This window comes from Acidobacteriota bacterium, from assembly GCA_016703965.1.
Lineage (GTDB): Bacteria > Acidobacteriota > Blastocatellia > Pyrinomonadales > Pyrinomonadaceae > OLB17.
In genome coordinates, this window is record JADJBB010000004.1 from 258,667 (window position 1) to 279,252 (window position 20,586).

The window sequence follows — 20,586 nt, forward strand, 5'->3', positions numbered from 1 at the left end:
CCATGCTAGACCTTAACTTTGTTAGAGATAATTTGGAAGCCGTTCGCGAGGCACTTGCGAACCGTAATTTTCCGGCTGAGCCGCTCGAAAAGTTTGCCGAGCTTGACGCTCAGCGCCGCCGCGTGATCGGCGAAGCCGACGCGGTAAACGGCCAGCGAAACGCCGTGAGTAAAGAGATCGGTGCCCTGATGCAGTCGGGCAAACGCGATGAAGCTGAAGCAAAAAAGGCCGAGGTCGCTGGCCTTAAGGAACGTCAGGGAGAACTCGAAAGGCTCCGCGACGAGGCGGAATCAGCAATGCGTGACGTACTGATCAACCTCCCAAATCTTCCCGCATCTGACGTTCCGATCGGCAAGGACGAAACAGCGAATCAAGAGATCCGCCGTTGGGGCACACCTCGGGAATTTGATTTTGAACCTAAAGATCACGTCGATCTCGGCGAATCTCTCGGCATTTTGGATCTCGAGCGTGCGACCAAGATCGCCGGTTCCCGGTTTTCAATACTGCTCGGAGCGGGTGCGAGACTGGAGCGGGCCTTGGTCAATTTCATGCTCGAAATCCACACGACCGAGCACGGCTACACTGAAACCCTGCCGCCGTATCTTGTGAACCGCACCGCCCTTTTCGGAACGAACCAGCTGCCGAAGTTTGAGGAAGATCTGTTTCATACGACCGACGAACGACAGTTCGCCCTTATCCCGACCGCCGAAGTTCCCGTGACAAACTACTTCGCGGACGAGATCCTCGATGCAAGTGATCTGCCAAAGCATTTCGCCGCATACTCCATGTGTTTCCGCAGCGAAGCTGGAAGTTACGGCCGCGATACGCGGGGCTTGATCCGCCAGCATCAGTTCGAAAAGGTCGAACTCGTAAAGCTCTGCGCACCGGAAAACTCCGAGGAAGAGCACGAAAAACTGACCGCAAACGCTGAGAAAATATTGCAGCTATTAGGTTTACCGTACCGAACGGTCGTCCTCTCAACCGGCGACATGGGCTTCGGAGCAAGGAAAACTTACGACATCGAGGTCTGGCTGCCTTCGCAAAAAACATATCGCGAGATATCAAGCTGCTCGAACTGCGGTGACTTTCAGGCACGCCGCATGAACACCCGCTTCCGCCGTGCCGGCGGAGCCAAACCCGAATTCGTCCATACACTAAACGGCAGCGGTTTGGCAGTTGGACGAACGTGGATCGCGATAATTGAGAATTATCAGCAAGAAGATGGATCGATCCTGATCCCGGAAGTTTTGCGGCCGTATATGAATGGAGTTGATTCGATAGCATTAAAGTAAGCGGTAATCAAAATGATTTAACCGCAGATGACGCAGATACAACAGATAAAATCTGATCTTCTTAAATCTGCTTCATCTGCTTCATCTGCTTCATCTGCTTCATCTGCTTCATCTGCGGTTAATTTTACTAAGCGACACTAAACTTTTCTTTGACGAGAAAGAATGTCGTAATTACAATGTAATTATGAAAGCCCAGATCATTCAGATCGGTAATTCGCAAGGCATTCGAATACCGAAAGCTTTGCTCGAAGAAAGCCGCATTGTTGGCGAGGTCGACCTTGAGTTGCACCCGGACGGCATCCTGATCCGCAACGCTCAGAAACCGCGCGCGGGTTGGGAAGATGCGTTCAAGCTGATGGCTGAGAATGATGACGACGAACTCGCGAGCGATGCCTCGACCAGCGGTTTCGACAAGAAGGAGTGGCAATGGTAAATAGATTCGACGTCTATCTCGCGGGCCTCGACGCCGTGCCGTCCAAGGACGCCAAAAACACGCGCCCATGCGTGGTCATCTCACCCAACGAAATGAACGCCCATCTCGCCAGCGTGATGATCGCTCCGCTTTCGTCCGTCACCACAAAATACCCGACGCGGATCGCAGTAAATTTCCTCAACAACGAACGCATGATCGTCCTCGATCAGATCCGCACGGTGGATAAAGTTCGGCTCGTCAAGAAAATAGGTGAGATCGACAAATCGGCACACAAGGAAACGATCGATCGGCTTCAAGAAATGTTTGCGTAGTAATTCCGAGGTTTTTCCTTTGCGTCTTGCTCCTTGGCGACTTTGCGTTAGGAAGTTTTTTTAACGCAAAGTCGCGAAGACCGCAAAGGAAAGAACAAGAAGTTCAAGCTCTCTGGGGTTTAGCCTTGTTCCACAGATCATCCATTTCCTTGAGGTTGGCATCTTCCAGCGTTTTGCCTTCGCGTTTTAGTTCGTCTTCGATGTATTTGAACCGCTGACGGAATTTGCGGTTAGTTTTGTTGAGGGCAGTTTCGGGTTCGACGTCGAGGTGGCGGGCGAGGTTCATGACGACGAAAAGCAGATCGCCGATCTCTTCGTCGATGTTGGTTTTGTCGCCGTTTTCGATCGCGGATCGCAGTTCGGCAGTTTCTTCGTTGAGTTTATCGAATATCTGGTCCGCATTTTCCCAGTCGAACCCGACTTTCGCTGCTTTTTTGGTAAGCTTCAGCCCTTCGAGCAGGGCGGGAAAATGAACTGGCACTTCGTCGAGGATCGAATCTTTCACCTTCTCAACCTTGCCGGATGCCTTTCGCTCGTCAGCTTTTAGCTGGTCCCAGTTGTCGAGAACGTCCTCGGCACGGGCAAAATTAGCATCACCGAACACGTGCGGATGCCGCAAGATCAGCTTTTGTGTAACTCCCGCGGCAACGTCATCGATCGTGAAATCACCACGTTCCTTGCCAATGGTCGAGTGGAAAACTACTTGCAGCAGCAGGTCGCCGAGTTCCTCGCGTAGATTTGCAATGTCGCCGGTTTGATCGGCTTCCTGGATCGCGTCGAAGGTCTCGTAAGCTTCCTCGATCAGGTATTGCGACAGCGATTGATACGTCTGCTCCGCATCCCAAGGGCAGCCGCCCGGAGCACGCAGTCGGTCCATTATTGTGACGAGTTCGTCGAAGGATTTTGACATAGGTTTGGTTCTTTGATCATGGTTCGTTGATCATTGTTTTGGAAGAAAGAAAACGACTTCTAACGAACAACGATCGACGAACAACCATCTAACAACCAAGATTTTGAATTCTTTTTTCCCAAAATGCTACTATCGAAATAAGGTAAAAATATATGATCGGTCACGACGACGAGAACGAAGAAGTACATTATAAGGTCGCTGACAAGCGAAAATTCAACGCTGACGGCTCGCTCCGCGAAGGCGTAACGCTCGATGCTGCTCCTGCAAAACCGGCTGCTCCGGCGGAAGAAAGACGCGCTGCGGCTCCGACTGCCGCGGCTCCGCAGTCGGCCGCAGTTCAGGAAACTCACATCGGCCCGATGGACGAGGAAGAGGAGTTTGCGGACGAAGACAATGGCGACGAGATCCCGGGAGCAAAAGATCCGGCGAGTTTTGTAAATTTCCTCTCGACCCTGGCGACCAACGCTGCTGCTGCTCTTGGAGCCGTTCCGCACCCCGCAACCGGTCAGCGTTCGCTCGATCTCGAATCCGGTAAATACTGGCTGGACATCTTGGGAATGCTCCGCGACAAAACCAAGGGAAACCTACACCCACAGGAAAGCCGCCTGCTCGAAGGCCTGCTCGGCGATCTGCGAATGCAGTATGTTCATCTGGTAAAGGCAACCGAAGAAAAGCTCAAGGCCCAGGCAGCTCAGAAGTTTTCGAGCGCGGATATTTTGGGAAAGAAATGATCGACCACATAGGAACATTGAACACATAGTTCTCTTCGCCTATGTGTCTATGTTCCTCTGTGGTAAAGACCTCAAATGAAACTCACCTTCCTCGGCACAGGCACATCGACCGGCGTTCCCTCGATCGGGTGCGATTGCGAAACGTGTCTTTCTGAGGACCCGCGTGACAAACGCCTGAGAGTTTCGATCCTGATCGAGCATCGCGATAAGAAGATCCTCGTTGATACCTCGATCGATTTTCGGCAACAGGCTTTGCGGGCGAAGATCAACCATTTGGATGCGGTTTTGGTTACGCATTGTCATGTCGATCATGTTTTTGGCCTCGACGACATTCGACCGTTAAATTTTCGCCACGGGGCGATGGGCGTTTATGCGAACGAGATCGCGTGGACCGACCTTCGGCGAATTTTCCAGTATATTTTCAACCCCACGCACTTCGGCGGTGGCTTGCCGCAACTGATCCCGCACACCGTTACGCCCGGAGCTCCATTCTGCATCGGCGAAGATATCGAGGTCACGCCGCTCGAGGTCATTCACGGAAAATTGCCGGTCATCGCATATCGCTTCAACGATTTTGCATACGCGACCGATTTGAAAGTGATCCCTCCCGCATCGATGGACGGCCTCCGCGATCTCGATGTTTTGGTCTTGGATTGTGTGAGGATAAAGCCGCATTCGACGCATCTATGCTTGGAAGAAGCATTGGCGATCATCGCTGATCTTCGGCCCAAACAGGCTTTCCTCACCCATCTGAATCACGATATTCTGCATGAGCGAGATACGAAATTATTACCCGAAAATGTTCGATTCGCCTACGATGAGCTTGTGGTCGGCTAGATCGGCACTTTTCCATAGATTTTCCTCCATTTTTCCACCGAAACATTGGTTATCTAACTGCTTAAATGCTTGTGCTTAAACACGTTACCGACATGTTACAGAAAATATCATCCTTTTCATTACCCCACGCGCGCTAAGTGTTGCAAAAACAAGGGTTATGAGAAAGTTTCAAAACCACTATATTTTGTGTTGACAAAGCCAAACCTCTACCATATAGTCTATATCCACGCGAGCGAAACACATTCCAAAACCCGCGTGATTAAAATTTAAAACGAACGGTGAAATTGCAGTCGTGCCGGAGAAACATAGACACGACAGCGGGATTTTCTCGCTAAAAATCACCTGAAACACATCAAAGCGTGGCCCATTTTGAGCCTAAACGCGTGACTTACTGACTAAAAGATATGGACACATTCTTTACACAGACAGGAACAGCGGCGACCCGCCAGGAAGACAACGCAGCACAGACCTCGATGCAGGTACGCAAGCGAAATGGCAATCTCGAACCGGTAGATATCAATAAGATCGTACGCGCGATAACCCGCTGCTGCGTAAATCTGCCGTCGGTTGACAGCCTTCGCATTGCGACTAAAACCATCAGTGGCCTATATGACGGAGCAACGACCAAGGAACTCGACAAACTTTCGATCCAGACCGCGGCGAGCCTCATATTTGAAGAGCCCGAGTATTCCAAACTCGGGGCGCGCCTTCTTAATCAATATATCGAAAAGGAAGTTCGCAATCAGGAGATCCACTCGTTCTCACAATCGATCGCCTTTGGCGTAAAAGAAGGGTTGATCGGCGAGCGTGTTGCTCAGTTCGTCGTAGACAACAGCCGCAAACTGAATGACGCGATCGACAATACACGAAACGACCTGTTTGAGTTCTTCGGCCTTCGTACATTATATGACCGCTATCTGCTGAAGAATCCGGAAACCCGCGATGTGATCGAAACACCGCAGTTCTTCTGGATGCGTGTCGCCTGCGGCCTTTCCGAAAGTCCGTACGAAGCTATCAGCCTGTATCACCTTTTCTCGTCGCTCGAATACGTTCCGTCGACACCGACCTTGTTCAACTCGGGTACACAGCACGAACAGCTTTCGAGCTGCTTCCTGCTCGATTCGCCACAGGATACGCTCGATAGCATCTACAAAAAATATTCCGACGTCGCGATGCTGTCTAAATTCTCGGGCGGCATCGGCATAGCGTATCACCGTGTGCGTTCACGCGGCTCGCTGATCCGTGGAACCAATGGCCATTCGAATGGCATCGTCCCGTGGCTCAAGACACTGGATTCCAGCGTTTCGGCCGTAAATCAGGGCGGCAAACGCAAAGGTGCGTGCTGCGTCTATCTCGAAACCTGGCATGCTGACATAGACGATTTTCTCGAACTGCGCGACAACACCGGCGATGACGCCAGCCGCACGCACAACCTGAATCTCGCGAACTGGATCCCGGACCTGTTCATGAAGCGCGTTCAGGCTGACGGCCAGTGGTCGCTGTTTGACCCTAAGGTCGTGCCTCACTTCCCTGACCTGTTCGGCGAAGAGTTTGAAGCCGCTTATGTTAAAGCCGAGGAAGAAGGCCTATTCATGCGTCAGATCAACGCCCGCGATCTTTATGCAAAGATGATGCGGACGATGGCGCAGACCGGCAATGGCTGGATGACTTTCAAAGATTCGTCGAATCGCAAATCGAATCAAACTGCACGTCCCGAGAACGTTGTTCACCTTTCAAATCTCTGTACGGAAATCATCGAGGTTACGAGTGACGACGAAACCGCCGTCTGCAACCTCGGTTCGATCAACGTGGCTCGTTATGTAAAGGACGGCCAGGTCGATTACGACAAGATCCGCCGCAACGTCCGCCTTGCGGTTCGTCAACTGGATAAGGTCATTGATCTGAATTACTACGCTATCCCCAGCACTTCGCAGTCCAACAACCGCTGGCGCAATATCGGCCTCGGTGTGATGGGATTGCAAGATGTTTTCTTCCAGCTTCGCCTGCCATTCGACTGCGAAGAGGCTCGCAAGATCTCGGCGAAAATTCAGGAAGAGATCTACTTTGCAGCACTCGACGCTTCGTCGGATCTCGCGGTCGAACGCGGCGTTCACCCGGCGTTCCTCGACACGCGTGCGGCACAGGGCGATCTGCAGTTCGATTTCTGGGGCGTAACGCCGGACGACATGCCGCGTTGGGATGCTCTGCGTGAAAAGATCAAGGCGACCGGACTGCGTAATTCACTGATGATCGCCATCGCCCCGACCGCCACGATCGCCTCGATAGCCGGCTGTTACGAGTGCATCGAACCGCAGGTCTCGAACCTTTTCAAACGCGAAACCCTCTCGGGCGATTTTGTCCAGATCAACAAATACCTCGTCCAGGAACTCAAAGCTCTGGGTCTTTGGAACGAAGAGATCCGCACAAAGATCAAGCTCAGCGAAGGCTCGGTACAGGACATCGCCGAATTCAACGACGAACTCAAAGCTATCTACCGCACCGCCTGGGAGATCCCAATGCGTTCCCTCATCGACATGCAGGCCGACCGCGGAGCGTTTATCGACCAATCGGCTTCCTTGAACCTTTTCATGGAAAGCCCGAATATCGGCAAGCTTTCGTCGATGTATATGTACGCTTGGCAAAAGGGTTTGAAGACGACCTATTATCTTCGCTCACGCCCAGCTACGCGGATTGCACAGGTCGCCGCCGCTGATAATATCGCATCTGTTATCGAAGAGCCTAAAAAAGTCTATACGGATGAGGAAGCGTTGGTCTGCTCGCTGGAGAATCCCGAAGCGTGCGAGGCGTGCCAGTAAGACGGCCGGTTTAAAAGATTCTCGAAGTTCAGCTTCGAGTCAGAAATAGAAAAGAGCCTTCCCGACTACTTGGCAGCGGTAGGAAGACTCTTAGGTTTACTCCAAATTTCCGTGGAAACGTGGAGGTTAGCTCATCGGGCATTTATTGTGCCTGACGAGCCGATAGCGTTTCCCCATATTTTCATAAGGAGGTACGCTAAATGTCTACGACAACAGACGAGTTTGAGATTATCTATGTCGCCAGCTACTGGCATAAATGGGCTAAGAAACGCATTTATGCTCGTTCGTTTGGTATCAAAGCTTTTCCAATTCGCGTTCGCACAAGAAAGCGAAAAGAAAAAGCCTAATCCACAATAGCGGTTCAGTTCAAAGATCTTCTTAAAAGGGCCGGAATATCGAACCAACTGAAAATCTAATAGAGCTTAATGACAAATGAAACTCTATCATAAAAACGCCATTTCGCAAATCTAGGCCCTCTCAAATTTACAAGGAGTAAATTATGCCCAAAAAAAGTAATGAACAGACTTCATCGCGGGTCGCATCGAAGGCCAGTGCTTTATTGCGGAATCCGCGGACGCCCGCTAACGTTAAGAGCGTAGCGGCATCCGCTCTAACTCAGAGCCCGAACAAATCGGGCGGCAAGCGAAAAGGTAAATAGAAACTACCTGCATTCTTTAACGACGGTCCCGACAATGTTGGGGCCGTCTTTTTTTGATAAAAATCTCCTTTATCTGCATCGACTTAGTGAAATTCCACGAACACAAGACAAGAGACGTTGTCCACAATCAACCACTACCGCTTGGTATTTGTCCTGTCAGAGGATACAATATCGTCCATTCTGTAGTGGTAATCGTTTTCATTCGTTCTTTGTTATTTACTAAAGAAACATCTTTTATAGTTGACGATTCGCACGTTTCGTCAAATGTAAATTAAAGTGCGGCTCGTGGCGATTTTTAACGCGGCGTGGGCGATTTAAAACGACTCTATTTGCGTATTCATACGAATTTCAGGAGATTCAAAATCATGTTGCTCGATAATGGCTTTAACCTAACTCTTCGTCCAATGAAGTACCCGCAGTTTTACGAGATGTACAAAAATGCGATCAAAAACACTTGGACAGTAGAAGAGGTTGATTTCTCGACCGACGTAAACGATCTCCGCAACAAGATGTCTGCTTCAGAGCGTCATATGATAAACCGCCTTGTCGCTTTTTTTGCGACAGGAGACTGTATCGTTTCTAACAATCTCGTTCTCAATCTCTACAAGCACATCAATTCGCCCGAGGCGAGGATGTATCTGTCGCGGCAGCTTTTTGAGGAAGCGGTCCACGTTCAGTTTTACCTGACGCTGCTCGACACCTACATTCCGGACCACCACGAACGCGAGCAAGCTTTCGCCGCCGTCAACAATATTCCGTCGATCCATAAAAAGGCCGAGTTTTGCTTCAAATGGATCGATTCGATCCAGAATCTGCACGCTCTCGAAACCAAGGAAGACCGCAGACAGTTCCTGCTCAATCTGATCTGCTTTGCGACCTGTATCGAAGGCCTGTTTTTCTTTGCCGCATTTGCATACGTCTATTTTCTCCGTTCTAAAGGCTTGCTCCACGGCCTCGCGGCGGGAACGAACTGGGTTTTCCGCGACGAATCCGCCCACATGGCTTTTGCCCTCGACGTGATCGGCGAAGTCCGCAAAGAAGAGCCAGATCTATTCGACGAATCGCTCAACCGCCAGATCGTCCAGATGATCGACGAAGCGGTCGATTGCGAAATGCAGTTCGCCGAAGACGTCCTCGGCCTCGGCGTCTCGGGCCTCTCGATCGCAAATATGCGGCAGTATCTCGAATACATCGCCGACCAGCGTTTCGTCATGCTCGGCCTGCCAAAGGTCTACGGAGCGAAAAATCCGTTCGACTTCATGGACCTACAGGACGTCCAGGAACTAGCCAACTTCTTCGAACGCCGCGTTTCCGCATATCAGGTCGCGGTCGCGGGCGAAGTCAGTTTTGGGGAATCGTTCTAGCAGCGAGAGCTAAATAAGGTGAAGCAGGTAAAAAACTCGGGCGAGGATAGTCCGAGTTTTTTGCTCTCAGTCTGGTGAAAATATTCTGGGCTCATCTACTTTTTGGACGTTCACTTTCGGTAAGATCACTTTTGGCTCAACTTTACCAAAAAGTCCTAATAAAAAAGTGTGAATCGATTCACACTTTTGACTTGGTCTAGCTCAGAATGCCTATAAACAGGGCATTCTGAGCGATTCACATGCCGCTCTGCGAGCCAGAATCACCCCCTCAATTGGTAGAGGAAAATAACCTGTTTCCACCCATTGACCGACAGATTGGTAGAGTTATTCTTGCGATTGGTCAAACGTTATATATGCTCAAGAATCGTCGGTTTTGTTGGCGAGAATGTGGGATTTTTGTGGAAATCGGACTTTTTGAGATGGGTGCGGCGATGGGTTAGAGATGGGATATCATGATGGCGTAGGTGATGAATCTGATGGACGCGAGCCGATGGCAAAAGGTCAAATCGCTGCTTGAGGTGGCAATCGACACCCCGGCTGAACAGCGCGAGGTTTTTCTCGCTCGTTCGTGCGCAGGCGACCAGAGCCTCATCGATGAGGTGAACGAACTGCTGCGGTTCGAAACCGATGGCACCGACCCGCTCGAAGATATCGCATTTTCATCGCTCCCGAATGAACGAACGTCGCGGATCGGCACAGAAATTGGGCGCTACCGGATCATTGATGAGATCGGAGCCGGCGGAATGGGAGCCGTATTCCTGGCGGAGCGCTCGGATGGTGAGTTTGAACAGCGTGTTGCGATCAAGATCATCAACAGTGCGGTCGGTTCGGCTGAGCTGCTGCGTCGATTTCGCAACGAACGCCAGATCCTTGCCACGCTTGACCATCCAAACATCGCCCATCTTATCGACGGCGGAACGACCGGCGACGGCCAGCCTTACCTCGTGATGGAATACATCGAGGGCGCGTCGATCATCGAATTCGCAAACGCAAAGAACCTATCGATCGACGAACGCCTCGACCTGTTTCGCGAGGTCTGCTCAGCGGTTTCGTTCGCCCATCAAAAGCTTGTCATTCACCGCGATCTCAAACCGTCGAATGTTTTTGTTACGAGCGACTGCACGGTAAAGCTCCTCGATTTCGGCATCGCAAAGCTCTTAAAATCCGACGGCGGCAACGAAACGCGGACGCAGGCGTTTGCCTTCACACCGGAATACGCCTCGCCCGAGCAGGTTCGCGGTGAGCCGCTTTCGACCGCGACGGATATCTACTCACTTGGGGTTATCCTTTTCGAACTCCTGACTGGCTCGCGGCCCTTCGAGCTGAATGATAAAAACATCGCGGAAATGATCCGGACATTGACCGAATCCGCTCCGCCAACGCCGTCGGCGGTTACGGGACGGGGAAGTTCGGACGTCGTCCTGAACAAGGGCCCGCGTTTAAAAGGCGACCTCGACAGTATCGTTTTGATGGCTCTCAGAAAAGAGCCATCGCGGCGATATCTCTCCGTCGAACAGTTCAGCGAAGACATCCGGCGACATTTCAAGCGCCTTCCGGTTTCGGCGACGAAAGATACGTGGAATTACCGCACAGGGAAATTCGTCCGGCGGCATAAGGTTGGCGTTGTCGCGGCGGTTATCATTCTGATCACGCTCATGGGAGGCCTTGCGGCGACGATGTATCAGGCACGCATCGCGAGCGTCGAGCGGGCTAAGGCCGAGCGTAGATTTAATGACGTTCGGCAGTTCGCAAATTCCTTCATGTTCGAGATCAACGAACAGATCATGAGCAGCCCGATCAAGGCCCGCGAGCTGCTCGTGCAGCGGGCGATCGAATACCTCGACAGGCTAGCCGCCGAATCTTCCGACGACACCGAACTCGAAAGCGAACTCGCCACCGCCTACGAAAAGATCGGCGACGTGCAGTCGGAGCTTTTCAAGCCTTCGTCCGGCAAAACCTCGGAAGCACTGACGAGCCATCAGAAGGCTCTTGGGCTTAGAGAAAATCTATTCAGATCCGATCCCTCAACAGCAAGAGCGATCGCGGTTAGCGACAGCCGCATGAAGATCGGCGACATCCTGGTCGCGATCGGACGGCTCGCCGAAGCGCGAGAGAACTACTCTAAAGGCAATGAGTTGCTTGCATCTCAAGCCGCCTCATCGAACAGCGAATTTCGCCATCAGCAAGCCCGTTTGCTGGCACGGCTCGGCCAAACCTCGGTTCGCAGCGGAGCCCTGAGCGAAGCACTTCGTTACTACGAAGATTCGCTCGCTCTATATCGCGTCTTAATGGCGGAAAACCCGGAAAATACGAAGTACCGCCGCAATTTCGGCATCATTTCATCGTTCCGCGGCTTCGTTAACATAGAAACGGGCCAAACCGCTGAGGGCTTGAAAGACTACGGAACGCTGCTCGCGATCGAACGCGAAATACTGGCTAAAGACGAAAGCGATAACGTCTCTCGCGGCGTCGTTAGCGGAGCCCTCGTCTGGTACGCCGTGGCGCTGAGCGAGGACGGGCAGATCGCGGAATCCATCAAGCACTTCAGCGAAGGCATCAAGATGCAGGAAGCGATCCTCGCCGCCGATCCTGGGAACCTCGGCGAGGAATACGGCCTTGCCGATTGCCGTTTGGAATTTGGCAAAGCGATGGTCAGAAATCGTCTGTTTCGTGAATCGATCGACCCGCTCGAAAAAGCCCTCGTGGGTTATCGAAAGGTCTCCGAACAGGACAGACAAAACCTGATGAACCGCCACCGCATCGCCAACGCCCAGCGATTTCTGGCCGACGCCCTATTTCAGACCGGCAGCAAGCCTAAAGCTCGAGAGCATTACGAGCATGCCCACGCGGCTTTTAAAGAGCTGACAGCCTCAGACCCCGAAAATGTTGATTGGCAACAAGACCTTGCAATGAGTTACCAGCGCCTCGGCGAAGCCGCCCTCGACAACCGCGATCGAATTGCCGCTCGCATTCAGTTTGAGACTGCCTTACCAATATTCGAAAATCTCGCGGCAAGATCGCCTGACAATATCAAACGTCGAAACGAACTCGCCACAATTCGGTCTCTGGTCGCAGAGATGTAATTTACCAGCCCGAATTGATCTGCGTCGGCACCTTGCGATCCTGCCCGATCGCCGCGGTTTGTGAAAAGCAAACAAAAGAGATAAACAAAAATAGATTCTTGGCCATTTTTATTTAGTTCGATCCATACGGATCCGTCTCCATCTTTTGAATTTTCCTCATTAAAGCAGTTCGTGCACCGAGTTGGCAACTTTTTGGGCGGCCGTTCAGCCTGTTCAGAAGCTTCTCCATACAGTCAGAAGTGTCGCGGTGTGAAAAGCGGCGATCAAAAGATTGCTTATAACAACGGGGTTTTTGAAGGTTCTAACGGTAAATGGCGTGGTAATTTTATATACGATCTGCACGAATAATAACGCCGAGGCTGCTTCCGGTCTTGAGACGATCAAGAGTAGGGAAGACGCTAGAAGGATCGAAATGTATATCGACAGTAGAATGCTTCGAGCAGGCGTGTGATCGCCGTAACTCTGGCGGACCCATGCTGCGTTCGTTAAAAGCCCCGCACAGACCGGGATGAGTACTGCAATGTTGAGAACTAATGAAAGGACGATCATTATCGGCATAGTTTCCTCGATACTGGAAATTAATCTAACCTATATTGCATACTTTTTGTTCGCTGTTAACTTCGAAAACAGAGCTCGAACAGATTCATTTAGACCGCTAAAGACCGACAGTAAAAATGCATGACAGGCCCGGAATGCGGTATTATTTCCTTTAAATACTTGCAGCAATTCGCGGGCAATTTAATCATGAATAACCAGATCACCGATTTTATCAAACACCATTACCGCCATTTCAATTCGGCGGCCCTTATCGACGCTTCGGAAGCTTACGTCAAGCACCTCGATGGCGGCGGGAAGATGATGATCACGCTCGCGGGAGCGATGTCGACAGCCGAATTGGGCTTGAGTCTGGCGGAGATGATCCGTCAGGACAAGGTGCAGATCATTTCCTGCACGGGAGCCAATCTCGAAGAAGACCTGTTCAACCTTGTCGCCCACGACTTCTACGAGCGCGTGCCGCATTACCGCGACCTGACGCCGGCTGACGAACAGGACCTGCTCGACCGCCATATGAACCGCGTGACCGACACGTGTATCCCCGAGATGGAAGCGATGCGGCGATTGGAAAAGGCGATGGTCGATGTCTGGACCAAGGCCGATCAGGAAGGCAAACAGTACTTCCCGCACGAATTCATGTATCAGGTGCTAAAAAACGGCTCGCTTGAGGAGTATTACCAGATCGACCTCAAAGATTCGTGGATGTACGCCGCGATGGAGAAAAACCTGCCTATGGTCGTGCCGGGCTGGGAAGATTCGACGATGGGCAATATGTTCGCGGGCCACGTCATCACCGGCGACATCAAAAACGTCCACACCGTCCGCACCGGCATCGAATACATGATGTCCCTCGCCGAATGGTACACCGCGAACGCGACCGACGACTCAACCATCGGATTCTTCCAAATAGGCGGCGGCATCGCCGGCGATTTCCCGATCTGCGTCGTGCCCATGCTTCACCAGGACCTCCAGCGAGACGGCGTTCCTGTCTGGGGCTATTTTTGTCAGATCTCGGATTCGACCACATCGTACGGTTCGTATTCAGGAGCCGTGCCGAATGAGAAGATCACCTGGGGCAAACTCGAAGCGACGACGCCTAAATTTATTGTGGAATCGGATGCATCGATCGTGGCTCCGTTGATGTTTGCTTATATTTTGGGGTGGTGACGTCATGACTGAAGCTCAATCCATTGCGACAGAGATCAACAGGACAGTTTCAAAGATAAAGGCCGGTTCGCTAAGATTCTTCGGCGAGTGGTTTGGGCGTCCCTATGACAACGGACACCAAGTAGTTTCGGCATCGGCGGTAGAGAATGTTTTGACGATTCGGTTTAATGAAGATGAGACTTTGTCAGTTTGGGATCCTTCGAAATCAAAGATCAGTGGATCGGAATTCGAGATAAAATCTGCTTCATGGGTTCGATGGGAATGGTTTTTGTACGGCCGGGAAAGGACAGAAGAAAACCTTAGATTTGAAGACTTCAAGGTTGTCGACGGTAAGATTCAGGCTACACACAATATTGATTGGTATGAACCGAAATTTCGAGCAACTGTAGATTTCCCAGCAGTTCAGATGTATTCTCCGTTTGACCTCTGAAGCATTTGTTCTGATTCTTGATGAGCGCAGAGGCCCGTCCATTGACACGATTGAGTGATCGGAGTTATGCTTCTCACATATTCCCCCGTTTGTTTCGACAGGCGGGTGCGAGGGCGGGGTAAGCAATTACTTCGCCTTCTGCGTTTTTCACTCACGTTTTGATGAACATAAACGTTTATATCGATGGGTTTAATCTTTATTACGGTGCGACAAGGGGAACGCCGTATAAATGGCTCAATCCATTTAAGGCCTGTCAGCTACTGTTCCCAAATGACTCAATAAATAAGGTCAAGTATTTTACCGCCCGAGTTTCAGCTAGAGCCTCTGACCCAGATCAGCCAATTCGTCAAAACACATATTTCCGAGCTCTATCGACGGTACCGCAAATTGAGATCATCGAAGGAAGATTTCTGACGAAGGACGTGATGATGCCTTTAGCAAATACGAATCCGCAGCAATATGCGCGAGTCGTAAAGACTGAGGAGAAAGGCTCGGACGTCAATCTGGCCGTCCATTTAGTAAATGACGCCTACAAGAAAGATTTTGAAATGGCCGTGATGGTCACAAATGATTCTGATCTGTTGGAACCGCTAAAGATCGTGAAAGACGAGTTAGGCCTGGCCGTCGGGATCGTTAATCCACAAAAGCATCCAAGCTTCCATCTCAAACAACACGCAACATTCATGAAAAAGCTTAGAACAGGCGTTCTGCTGGCAAGTCAATTCCCGAATACTTTGACAGATGCCAACGGAACATTTCACAAACCGTTAATCTGGTAAATTTCGAAAGGACTTAAATGCAGCATTTCGACGTCCTCATTATCGGCGCGGGCCTGTCCGGGATCGGGGCTGGGGCTCGGTTGCGGATGGACTGTCCGGATAAGACGTTTGCGATACTAGAGGGACGTGAGGCTTCGGGTGGGACTTGGGATCTGTTTCGGTATCCGGGTGTGCGGTCGGATTCGGATATGTTTACGCTGGGTTATCGTTTCAGGCCGTGGCGTGACGGCAAGGCGATCGCGGACGGGCCGTCGATACTCAGGTACATCCGCGATACCGCGAATGAGTACGATCTCGACAAGCACATCAGATACGGACATCGCGTGACGCGGGCCGAATGGTCGTCGGATGATTCGGTTTGGAAAGTCAGTGTCAGTGTCAGTAGCCCGCACGTAAGTAAGGGCTCGACTGCGGAGGAGACCTCGCCGGGATATGTGGAAGGCCCCGCCGTCGCTGGATCTTTCCCGCAAAGCCGCGAAGGAGCAAAGAAACCGCAAAGAGAGACGCGGGTCTTAACATGCAAATTCCTCTACCTCTGCACCGGCTACTATGATTACGAGGCGGGCTACACGCCGGACTGGCCGAACATTAAGGAATATCGCGGAACGCTCGTGCATCCGCAGAAATGGCCGGAAGGTTTAGATCATGCGGGGAAACGCGTTCTCGTGATAGGCAGCGGGGCGACGGCGGTCACTCTCGTTCCGGCGATGGCTGAAACGGCGGAGCATGTCACGATGCTACAGCGTTCGCCGACGTATATCGTGACGATGCCTTCGCAGGACGGGATAGCCAACCTCTTTCGAAAACTGTTTCCCGACCGAGCCGCATATATGCTCTCGCGGTGGAAAAATATTCTGCGGCAGATGCTGTTTTACGAGATATCGCGAAAGCGGCCGGAATTCATGAAGCGGCTGATCGCGAAAGGTGTTAGGGCTGAGCTTGGCGACGAGCAGGCGATGGAGAGCTTTCAGCCGAGATACGATCCATGGGATCAGCGGCTGTGTGTCGTGCCCGATTCGGACCTTTTCCGCGCGATCCGCGAAGGTTCGGCCTCTGTCGTCAACGGCGAGATCGAAAAGTTCACCGAAACCGGCGTCCGGCTCACGAATGGCGAACAGCTCGATGCCGATATCATCGTCACCGCGACCGGTTTGGTGCTAAAGATAATGTCCGGCCTCACGCTCGTCGTTGATGAAGAAACGGTCGATCTCTCGAAGGTAATGGCCTACAAAGGCATGATGTACAGCGATATTCCTAATCTCGCTCAAGCATTCGGCTATACGAACGCATCGTGGACGCTCAAATGCGACCTGACGAGTGAATACGTCTGCCGCCTGATAAAGTACATGGACGAGAACGGCTTTGCGAGCTGTGCACCACGTCTTACCGACCCGACGGTGAAGCCCGAACCTGTTCTGGATTTTAATTCCGGATACGTGGTTCGTGCTCTGAGTGAACTTCCAAGTCAGGGCACGAAACCGCCGTGGCGTTTGTATCAGAATTACGTCAAAGATCTCGGAATGCTCCGGCGTGGACGGCTCGATGACGGAACGATGGAGTTTCGCCGCCCCGGTTCGAAGACAGTTCCCGAATCGTAAGCGGTCGGTGTATCATCGTTTCTAATGAAGATAATTGTTACAGGCGGAGCAGGATTTATCGGTAGTGCAGTCGTCTGGCGGCTCAATGAGCTGGGCCACGACGACATTCTGATCGTTGACCGCCTAGATGAGACCGATAAGTGGAAGAATCTGGTTCCGCTGAAATTCGCTGATTATTTAGATGCGGACGATTTTCTCGACGATCTCGGCGATTTCAAGGATGCTCAGGGCATCTTTCATCTCGGAGCCTGTTCAGCGACCACGGAACGTGATAGCGATTACTTGATGCGTAATAACTATCAGTACACAAAGGATCTCGCGGATTTCGCTGTCGCGAATAATATACGCTTTGTTTACGCTTCTTCGGCGGCAACGTACGGTGACCGTTCAGCCGGAATGGATGACGGAACGGAACATCTCGACGCCCTGCGGCCGCTGAATATGTACGGCTATTCGAAGCATATTTTTGACAAGTATGCGGCTCGAAACGGCATGTTCGACCGCATCGTCGGGCTCAAATATTTCAACGTCTTCGGCCCGAACGAGGACCATAAGGGCGACATGCGTTCGCTCGTGAACAAGGCTTTTGGCGAGATAAACGCGACCGGGATGATCGGGCTCTTTCGCAGCTATAATCCAAATTTCGAGGATGGTGAATTCGGGCGGGATTTTGTTTATGTGAAGGATGCGGTCGATATGACGCTGCATTTTCTCGAAAACAGTGTCGGCGGGCTGTTCAATGTTGGCTCGGGAGAAGCGGCGACGTGGAATTCCCTGGCTAACGCCGCTTTTGCTGCATTGGACAGGAAACCGAACATTCAATACATCGACATGCCCGAGCAGCTTCGCGGCAAGTACCAATATCATACGCAGGCCGACCTGACGCGGATACGAAATGCCGGATATGCAAAGCCGATCACGCCGCTCGCTGACGCCGTCGCCGATTACGTTCAGAATTACCTTGTCCCGGACAAGCACCTCGGCGACTAGTTCCCTATGAGCCAGATCGACGACATCTTTGTTTCCACGCACGATTGGTGCGGTACCGTACTCGTTTGGGACGAGCAGGCGATCTTTCTCGGCCGGGCCGCGGATGCTAGCCTGCACGAATCGCCGGCGATCAAGGTATGCGTGGCACTCGAGCAGAGCTTTGCGTTGAGAACCCACGAAGACGACACTTTCACCAACTACGAATCCGCCATCATCGCACCCGGCCAGCCCCACGCCATCGATGGACGCCACAATTGGATGGTGATGCTCCTTCTTGCTCCGGAGACCAAACTTGCACAACCGCTGGCGCCGATATTCTCCAAGAAAGGAATTACAAGGCTTACGACAGAAGCCGTTACGAAGATCCGTGCGATCTTTGCGGATTTTGACGAACGTTTGGCGGCAGGTGATGTCGATAATATTTGCCAACAAATGGTCGCAGCCATCGATAACGGTGAAAGCCTGCCGATCGACAGCCGCGTCGCACAGAGCATCGAATGGATCAGGGCGAGCCGCGATGAGGGCATTTCTGTACAGGAGATCGCCGCTGGGGTCGAGCTTTCAGAAAGCCGTTTCTCGCACCTTTTTACTGAAAACGTACGAGTTCCGGTCCGCCGATATCTACTGTGGCTGCGTCTGCGTGATGCGATGCACTTGTTCGCAAAAGGTGAATCTCTGACCGAAGTTGCCCACGAGGCGGGTTTTGCTGACTCCGCACATCTCACTCGCACTTTCCGCTCGCTGCCTGGGGATCGCCCCGTCCGCCCTCACCAAGGAAAGCACCATCATTTCATTCCTCAAATAGCAGAAGCGTTCAAGCATTTCTGCCCCCGATGGTTCAAACTCGCTGTTACTAAGCGATGAATAAAGATAATTTGATCTATCCGGAACCGATAGTCATCGGTGCCGACGAAGCGGAAAGCTGGGAAAATTGGGGTTTTCGCGACACGAGTTTTGCGATCAACGAGCGTGATGTTGTCGAGATCACCGGCAGCCGTTACGAACTGAGCGGACAGGAATTACCCCGTCTGCTGCCGTGGATCCGCGAAACTCTGGCGATCGACCTGGATCCGAAAGATCAACATCGAAATTCCTATCCGACCGAAATTCCCGCCGCGATCGAGTCACCTGCTTTCAGCAAGGCCATCCGCGAATTCCTGAAGGAAGAGCAGATCGACGCCTCCGGCGAAAATCGCCTGCGCCACGGCCACGGCCACACGCAGGAAGAGATGTACGCCATCAAGCACAAACGCCTCGGTCGCATCCCGGATGTGGTTTTGTATCCGGAGAGCGAAGCTCAGGTCGCTTCACTCATCGCGACGGCGAAGGATCATAATGTTGTGCTCATCCCATTCGGCGGCGGCACGAACGTCACCGACGCATTACGCTGCAGCGACAATGAAAATCGCGTGATAGCGACTGTCGACATGCGGCGGATGAACCGCATTTTGTGGATCGACAAGGAAAATATGATGGCCTGTATCGAAGCCGGAGCCGTCGGCCGTCATATCATGACGCAGCTTGCAAAATACGGCGTTTCGATGGGCCACGAGCCTGACAGCGTCGAATTCTCAACCCTCGGCGGCTGGATCGCGACCAACGCGAGCGGCATGAAAAAGAACAAATACGGCAATATCGAGGACATCGTCGTCGATATCACCGTCGCCGCTGCCGACGGCGAGCTAAAACGCACGACCGCCGCCCCACGCGAATCCGTCGGCTCCGATCTCCGCCGTTTGATGTTCGGCTCGGAAGGCACGTTGGGTATCGTTACGTCGGCGATCGTAAAGCTTTTTCCTCTGCCGGAATCACAGGCTTATGGCTCGGTTTTGTTTCCGAGTTATGAGGCCGGTTACGCCTTCATGCAAGAGCTTGCTCACACATCGACACCGCCCGCTAGTGTTCGTCTGGTGGACAATTTGCAGTTCCAGTTCGGGCTCGCTCTGAAGCCAGCATCGAACGGACTAAAGGTTTGGAAGAGCAGCATCGAAAAGTTTGTCGTCACGAAGGTTAAAGGATTTGATCCTTACAAAATGGTCGCTCTGACTTTGGTTTTCGAAGGCACAAAGCAAGAGGTTGACCGCCAGCAAACGGACGTTTACCGCATCGCCGCCAAGCACGGCGGGATGAAAGCCGGTGCCGAAAATGGCCGTCGCGGCTATCAGCTGACGTACAGCATCGCTTATATTCGTGACTTTTTGATGAATTACTACATCATCGCTGAGTCCTTCGAAACCTCGTGTGCGTGGAGCGATGCGCTCAAGATCTGTGACAACGTCAAACGCGTGCTGCGCGAGGAATATACGAAACGCGGCCTTCCCGGGACGCCGTTCGTCACATCTCGTATAACGCAGGTCTATCGAACGGGCGTCGCGATCTATTTCTACTTCGGCTTTTACTACAAAGGTGTTGAGAACCCATCCGAGGTCTATCTGGAGCTGGAAAACATCGCTCGCGAGGAAATATTGAGATGCGGAGGTTCGCTTTCGCATCACCACGGCATCGGCAAGATCCGCGAGCAGTATCTGCCGGAGATCATGTCCGAAACGGCTTTGAAATGGAAGAAAGACATCAAGAAAAGCCTTGATCCGCAGAATATTTTTGGAGCAGGAAATCAGAGCCTGAGGTAAAG

The 20,586-nt window shown here is 52.0% G+C and carries 19 protein-coding genes; 18 read left to right on the top strand and 1 reads right to left on the bottom strand.

Annotated features, from left to right (window positions below; translation table 11 throughout):
* The first annotated feature begins 2 nt into the window (after window positions 1-2).
* From serS to IPG22_03945, 3 genes are all read left to right on the top strand, one after another.
* Entirely contained in the window at window positions 3-1,292 is a 1,290-nt protein-coding gene (gene serS, locus IPG22_03935; GenBank protein MBK6587454.1) for a serine--tRNA ligase, read from the top strand.
* 184 nt (window positions 1,293-1,476) lie between these two features.
* Complete coding sequence (locus IPG22_03940) at window positions 1,477-1,725, top strand: AbrB/MazE/SpoVT family DNA-binding domain-containing protein (GenBank protein MBK6587455.1); 249 nt, start codon at window positions 1,477-1,479, stop codon at window positions 1,723-1,725.
* The gene (locus tag IPG22_03945; protein ID MBK6587456.1) at window positions 1,719-2,036 is read left to right on the top strand and encodes a type II toxin-antitoxin system PemK/MazF family toxin; all 318 of its coding nucleotides are present in this window, start codon (window positions 1,719-1,721) and stop codon (window positions 2,034-2,036) included. The genes IPG22_03940 and IPG22_03945 overlap by 7 nt, the downstream gene beginning before the upstream one ends.
* 103 nt (window positions 2,037-2,139) lie before the next feature.
* On the opposite strand, the gene mazG is transcribed toward IPG22_03945, so the two are convergent.
* Window positions 2,140-2,946: a nucleoside triphosphate pyrophosphohydrolase gene (gene mazG / locus IPG22_03950; GenBank protein MBK6587457.1), complete on the bottom strand. Its 807-nt coding sequence runs from the start codon at window positions 2,944-2,946 to the stop codon at window positions 2,140-2,142.
* A 152-nt stretch (window positions 2,947-3,098) separates the two neighbouring features.
* On the opposite strand from mazG, the gene IPG22_03955 reads away from it, so the two are divergent.
* The 15 genes from IPG22_03955 to IPG22_04025 all read left to right on the top strand — a co-directional run bounded on the left by IPG22_03955 (window position 3,099) and on the right by IPG22_04025 (window position 20,584).
* Window positions 3,099-3,677: a DUF1844 domain-containing protein gene (locus tag IPG22_03955; protein ID MBK6587458.1), complete on the top strand. Its 579-nt coding sequence runs from the start codon at window positions 3,099-3,101 to the stop codon at window positions 3,675-3,677.
* A gap of 75 nt (window positions 3,678-3,752) precedes the next feature.
* The gene (locus IPG22_03960) at window positions 3,753-4,514 is read left to right on the top strand and encodes an MBL fold metallo-hydrolase (protein MBK6587459.1); all 762 of its coding nucleotides are present in this window, start codon (window positions 3,753-3,755) and stop codon (window positions 4,512-4,514) included.
* Window positions 4,515-4,987: 473 nt separating this feature from the next.
* Window positions 4,988-7,330: a ribonucleoside-diphosphate reductase subunit alpha gene (locus IPG22_03965; protein MBK6587460.1), complete on the top strand. Its 2,343-nt coding sequence runs from the start codon at window positions 4,988-4,990 to the stop codon at window positions 7,328-7,330.
* Between the two features lie 200 nt (window positions 7,331-7,530).
* Window positions 7,531-7,677 carry a hypothetical protein gene (locus IPG22_03970; protein MBK6587461.1) on the top strand — a complete coding sequence of 49 codons (147 nt, stop codon included), beginning with the start codon at window positions 7,531-7,533 and terminating at the stop codon, window positions 7,675-7,677.
* Window positions 7,678-7,829: 152 nt separating this feature from the next.
* Window positions 7,830-7,988, top strand: coding sequence for a hypothetical protein (locus IPG22_03975; GenBank protein MBK6587462.1), 159 nt, complete (start codon window positions 7,830-7,832; stop codon window positions 7,986-7,988).
* 365 nt (window positions 7,989-8,353) lie between these two features.
* Window positions 8,354-9,352, top strand: coding sequence for a ribonucleotide-diphosphate reductase subunit beta (locus tag IPG22_03980; protein ID MBK6587463.1), 999 nt, complete (start codon window positions 8,354-8,356; stop codon window positions 9,350-9,352).
* 476 nt (window positions 9,353-9,828) lie between these two features.
* Window positions 9,829-12,435, top strand: a complete 2,607-nt coding sequence (locus tag IPG22_03985) for a serine/threonine protein kinase (protein MBK6587464.1) — start codon at window positions 9,829-9,831, stop codon at window positions 12,433-12,435.
* A gap of 271 nt (window positions 12,436-12,706) precedes the next feature.
* Window positions 12,707-12,886, top strand: coding sequence for a hypothetical protein (locus tag IPG22_03990; protein MBK6587465.1), 180 nt, complete (start codon window positions 12,707-12,709; stop codon window positions 12,884-12,886).
* 293 nt (window positions 12,887-13,179) lie between these two features.
* Window positions 13,180-14,157, top strand: coding sequence for a deoxyhypusine synthase family protein (locus IPG22_03995; GenBank protein ID MBK6587466.1), 978 nt, complete (start codon window positions 13,180-13,182; stop codon window positions 14,155-14,157).
* A 4-nt stretch (window positions 14,158-14,161) separates the two neighbouring features.
* The gene (locus tag IPG22_04000; protein MBK6587467.1) at window positions 14,162-14,587 is read left to right on the top strand and encodes a hypothetical protein; all 426 of its coding nucleotides are present in this window, start codon (window positions 14,162-14,164) and stop codon (window positions 14,585-14,587) included.
* A gap of 161 nt (window positions 14,588-14,748) precedes the next feature.
* Window positions 14,749-15,366 carry an NYN domain-containing protein gene (locus tag IPG22_04005; protein MBK6587468.1) on the top strand — a complete coding sequence of 206 codons (618 nt, stop codon included), beginning with the start codon at window positions 14,749-14,751 and terminating at the stop codon, window positions 15,364-15,366.
* Window positions 15,367-15,383: 17 nt separating this feature from the next.
* Window positions 15,384-16,964 (top strand): NAD(P)/FAD-dependent oxidoreductase, encoded by a 1,581-nt coding sequence (locus tag IPG22_04010; GenBank protein MBK6587469.1) that lies wholly within the window; start codon window positions 15,384-15,386, stop codon window positions 16,962-16,964.
* A gap of 24 nt (window positions 16,965-16,988) precedes the next feature.
* Window positions 16,989-17,954: an ADP-glyceromanno-heptose 6-epimerase gene (gene rfaD / locus IPG22_04015; protein MBK6587470.1), complete on the top strand. Its 966-nt coding sequence runs from the start codon at window positions 16,989-16,991 to the stop codon at window positions 17,952-17,954.
* A gap of 6 nt (window positions 17,955-17,960) precedes the next feature.
* Complete coding sequence (locus tag IPG22_04020; protein MBK6587471.1) at window positions 17,961-18,818, top strand: helix-turn-helix transcriptional regulator; 858 nt, start codon at window positions 17,961-17,963, stop codon at window positions 18,816-18,818.
* Window positions 18,815-20,584: an FAD-binding oxidoreductase gene (locus tag IPG22_04025; protein MBK6587472.1), complete on the top strand. Its 1,770-nt coding sequence runs from the start codon at window positions 18,815-18,817 to the stop codon at window positions 20,582-20,584. The genes IPG22_04020 and IPG22_04025 overlap by 4 nt, the downstream gene beginning before the upstream one ends.
* Window positions 20,585-20,586 lie beyond the last annotated feature (2 nt).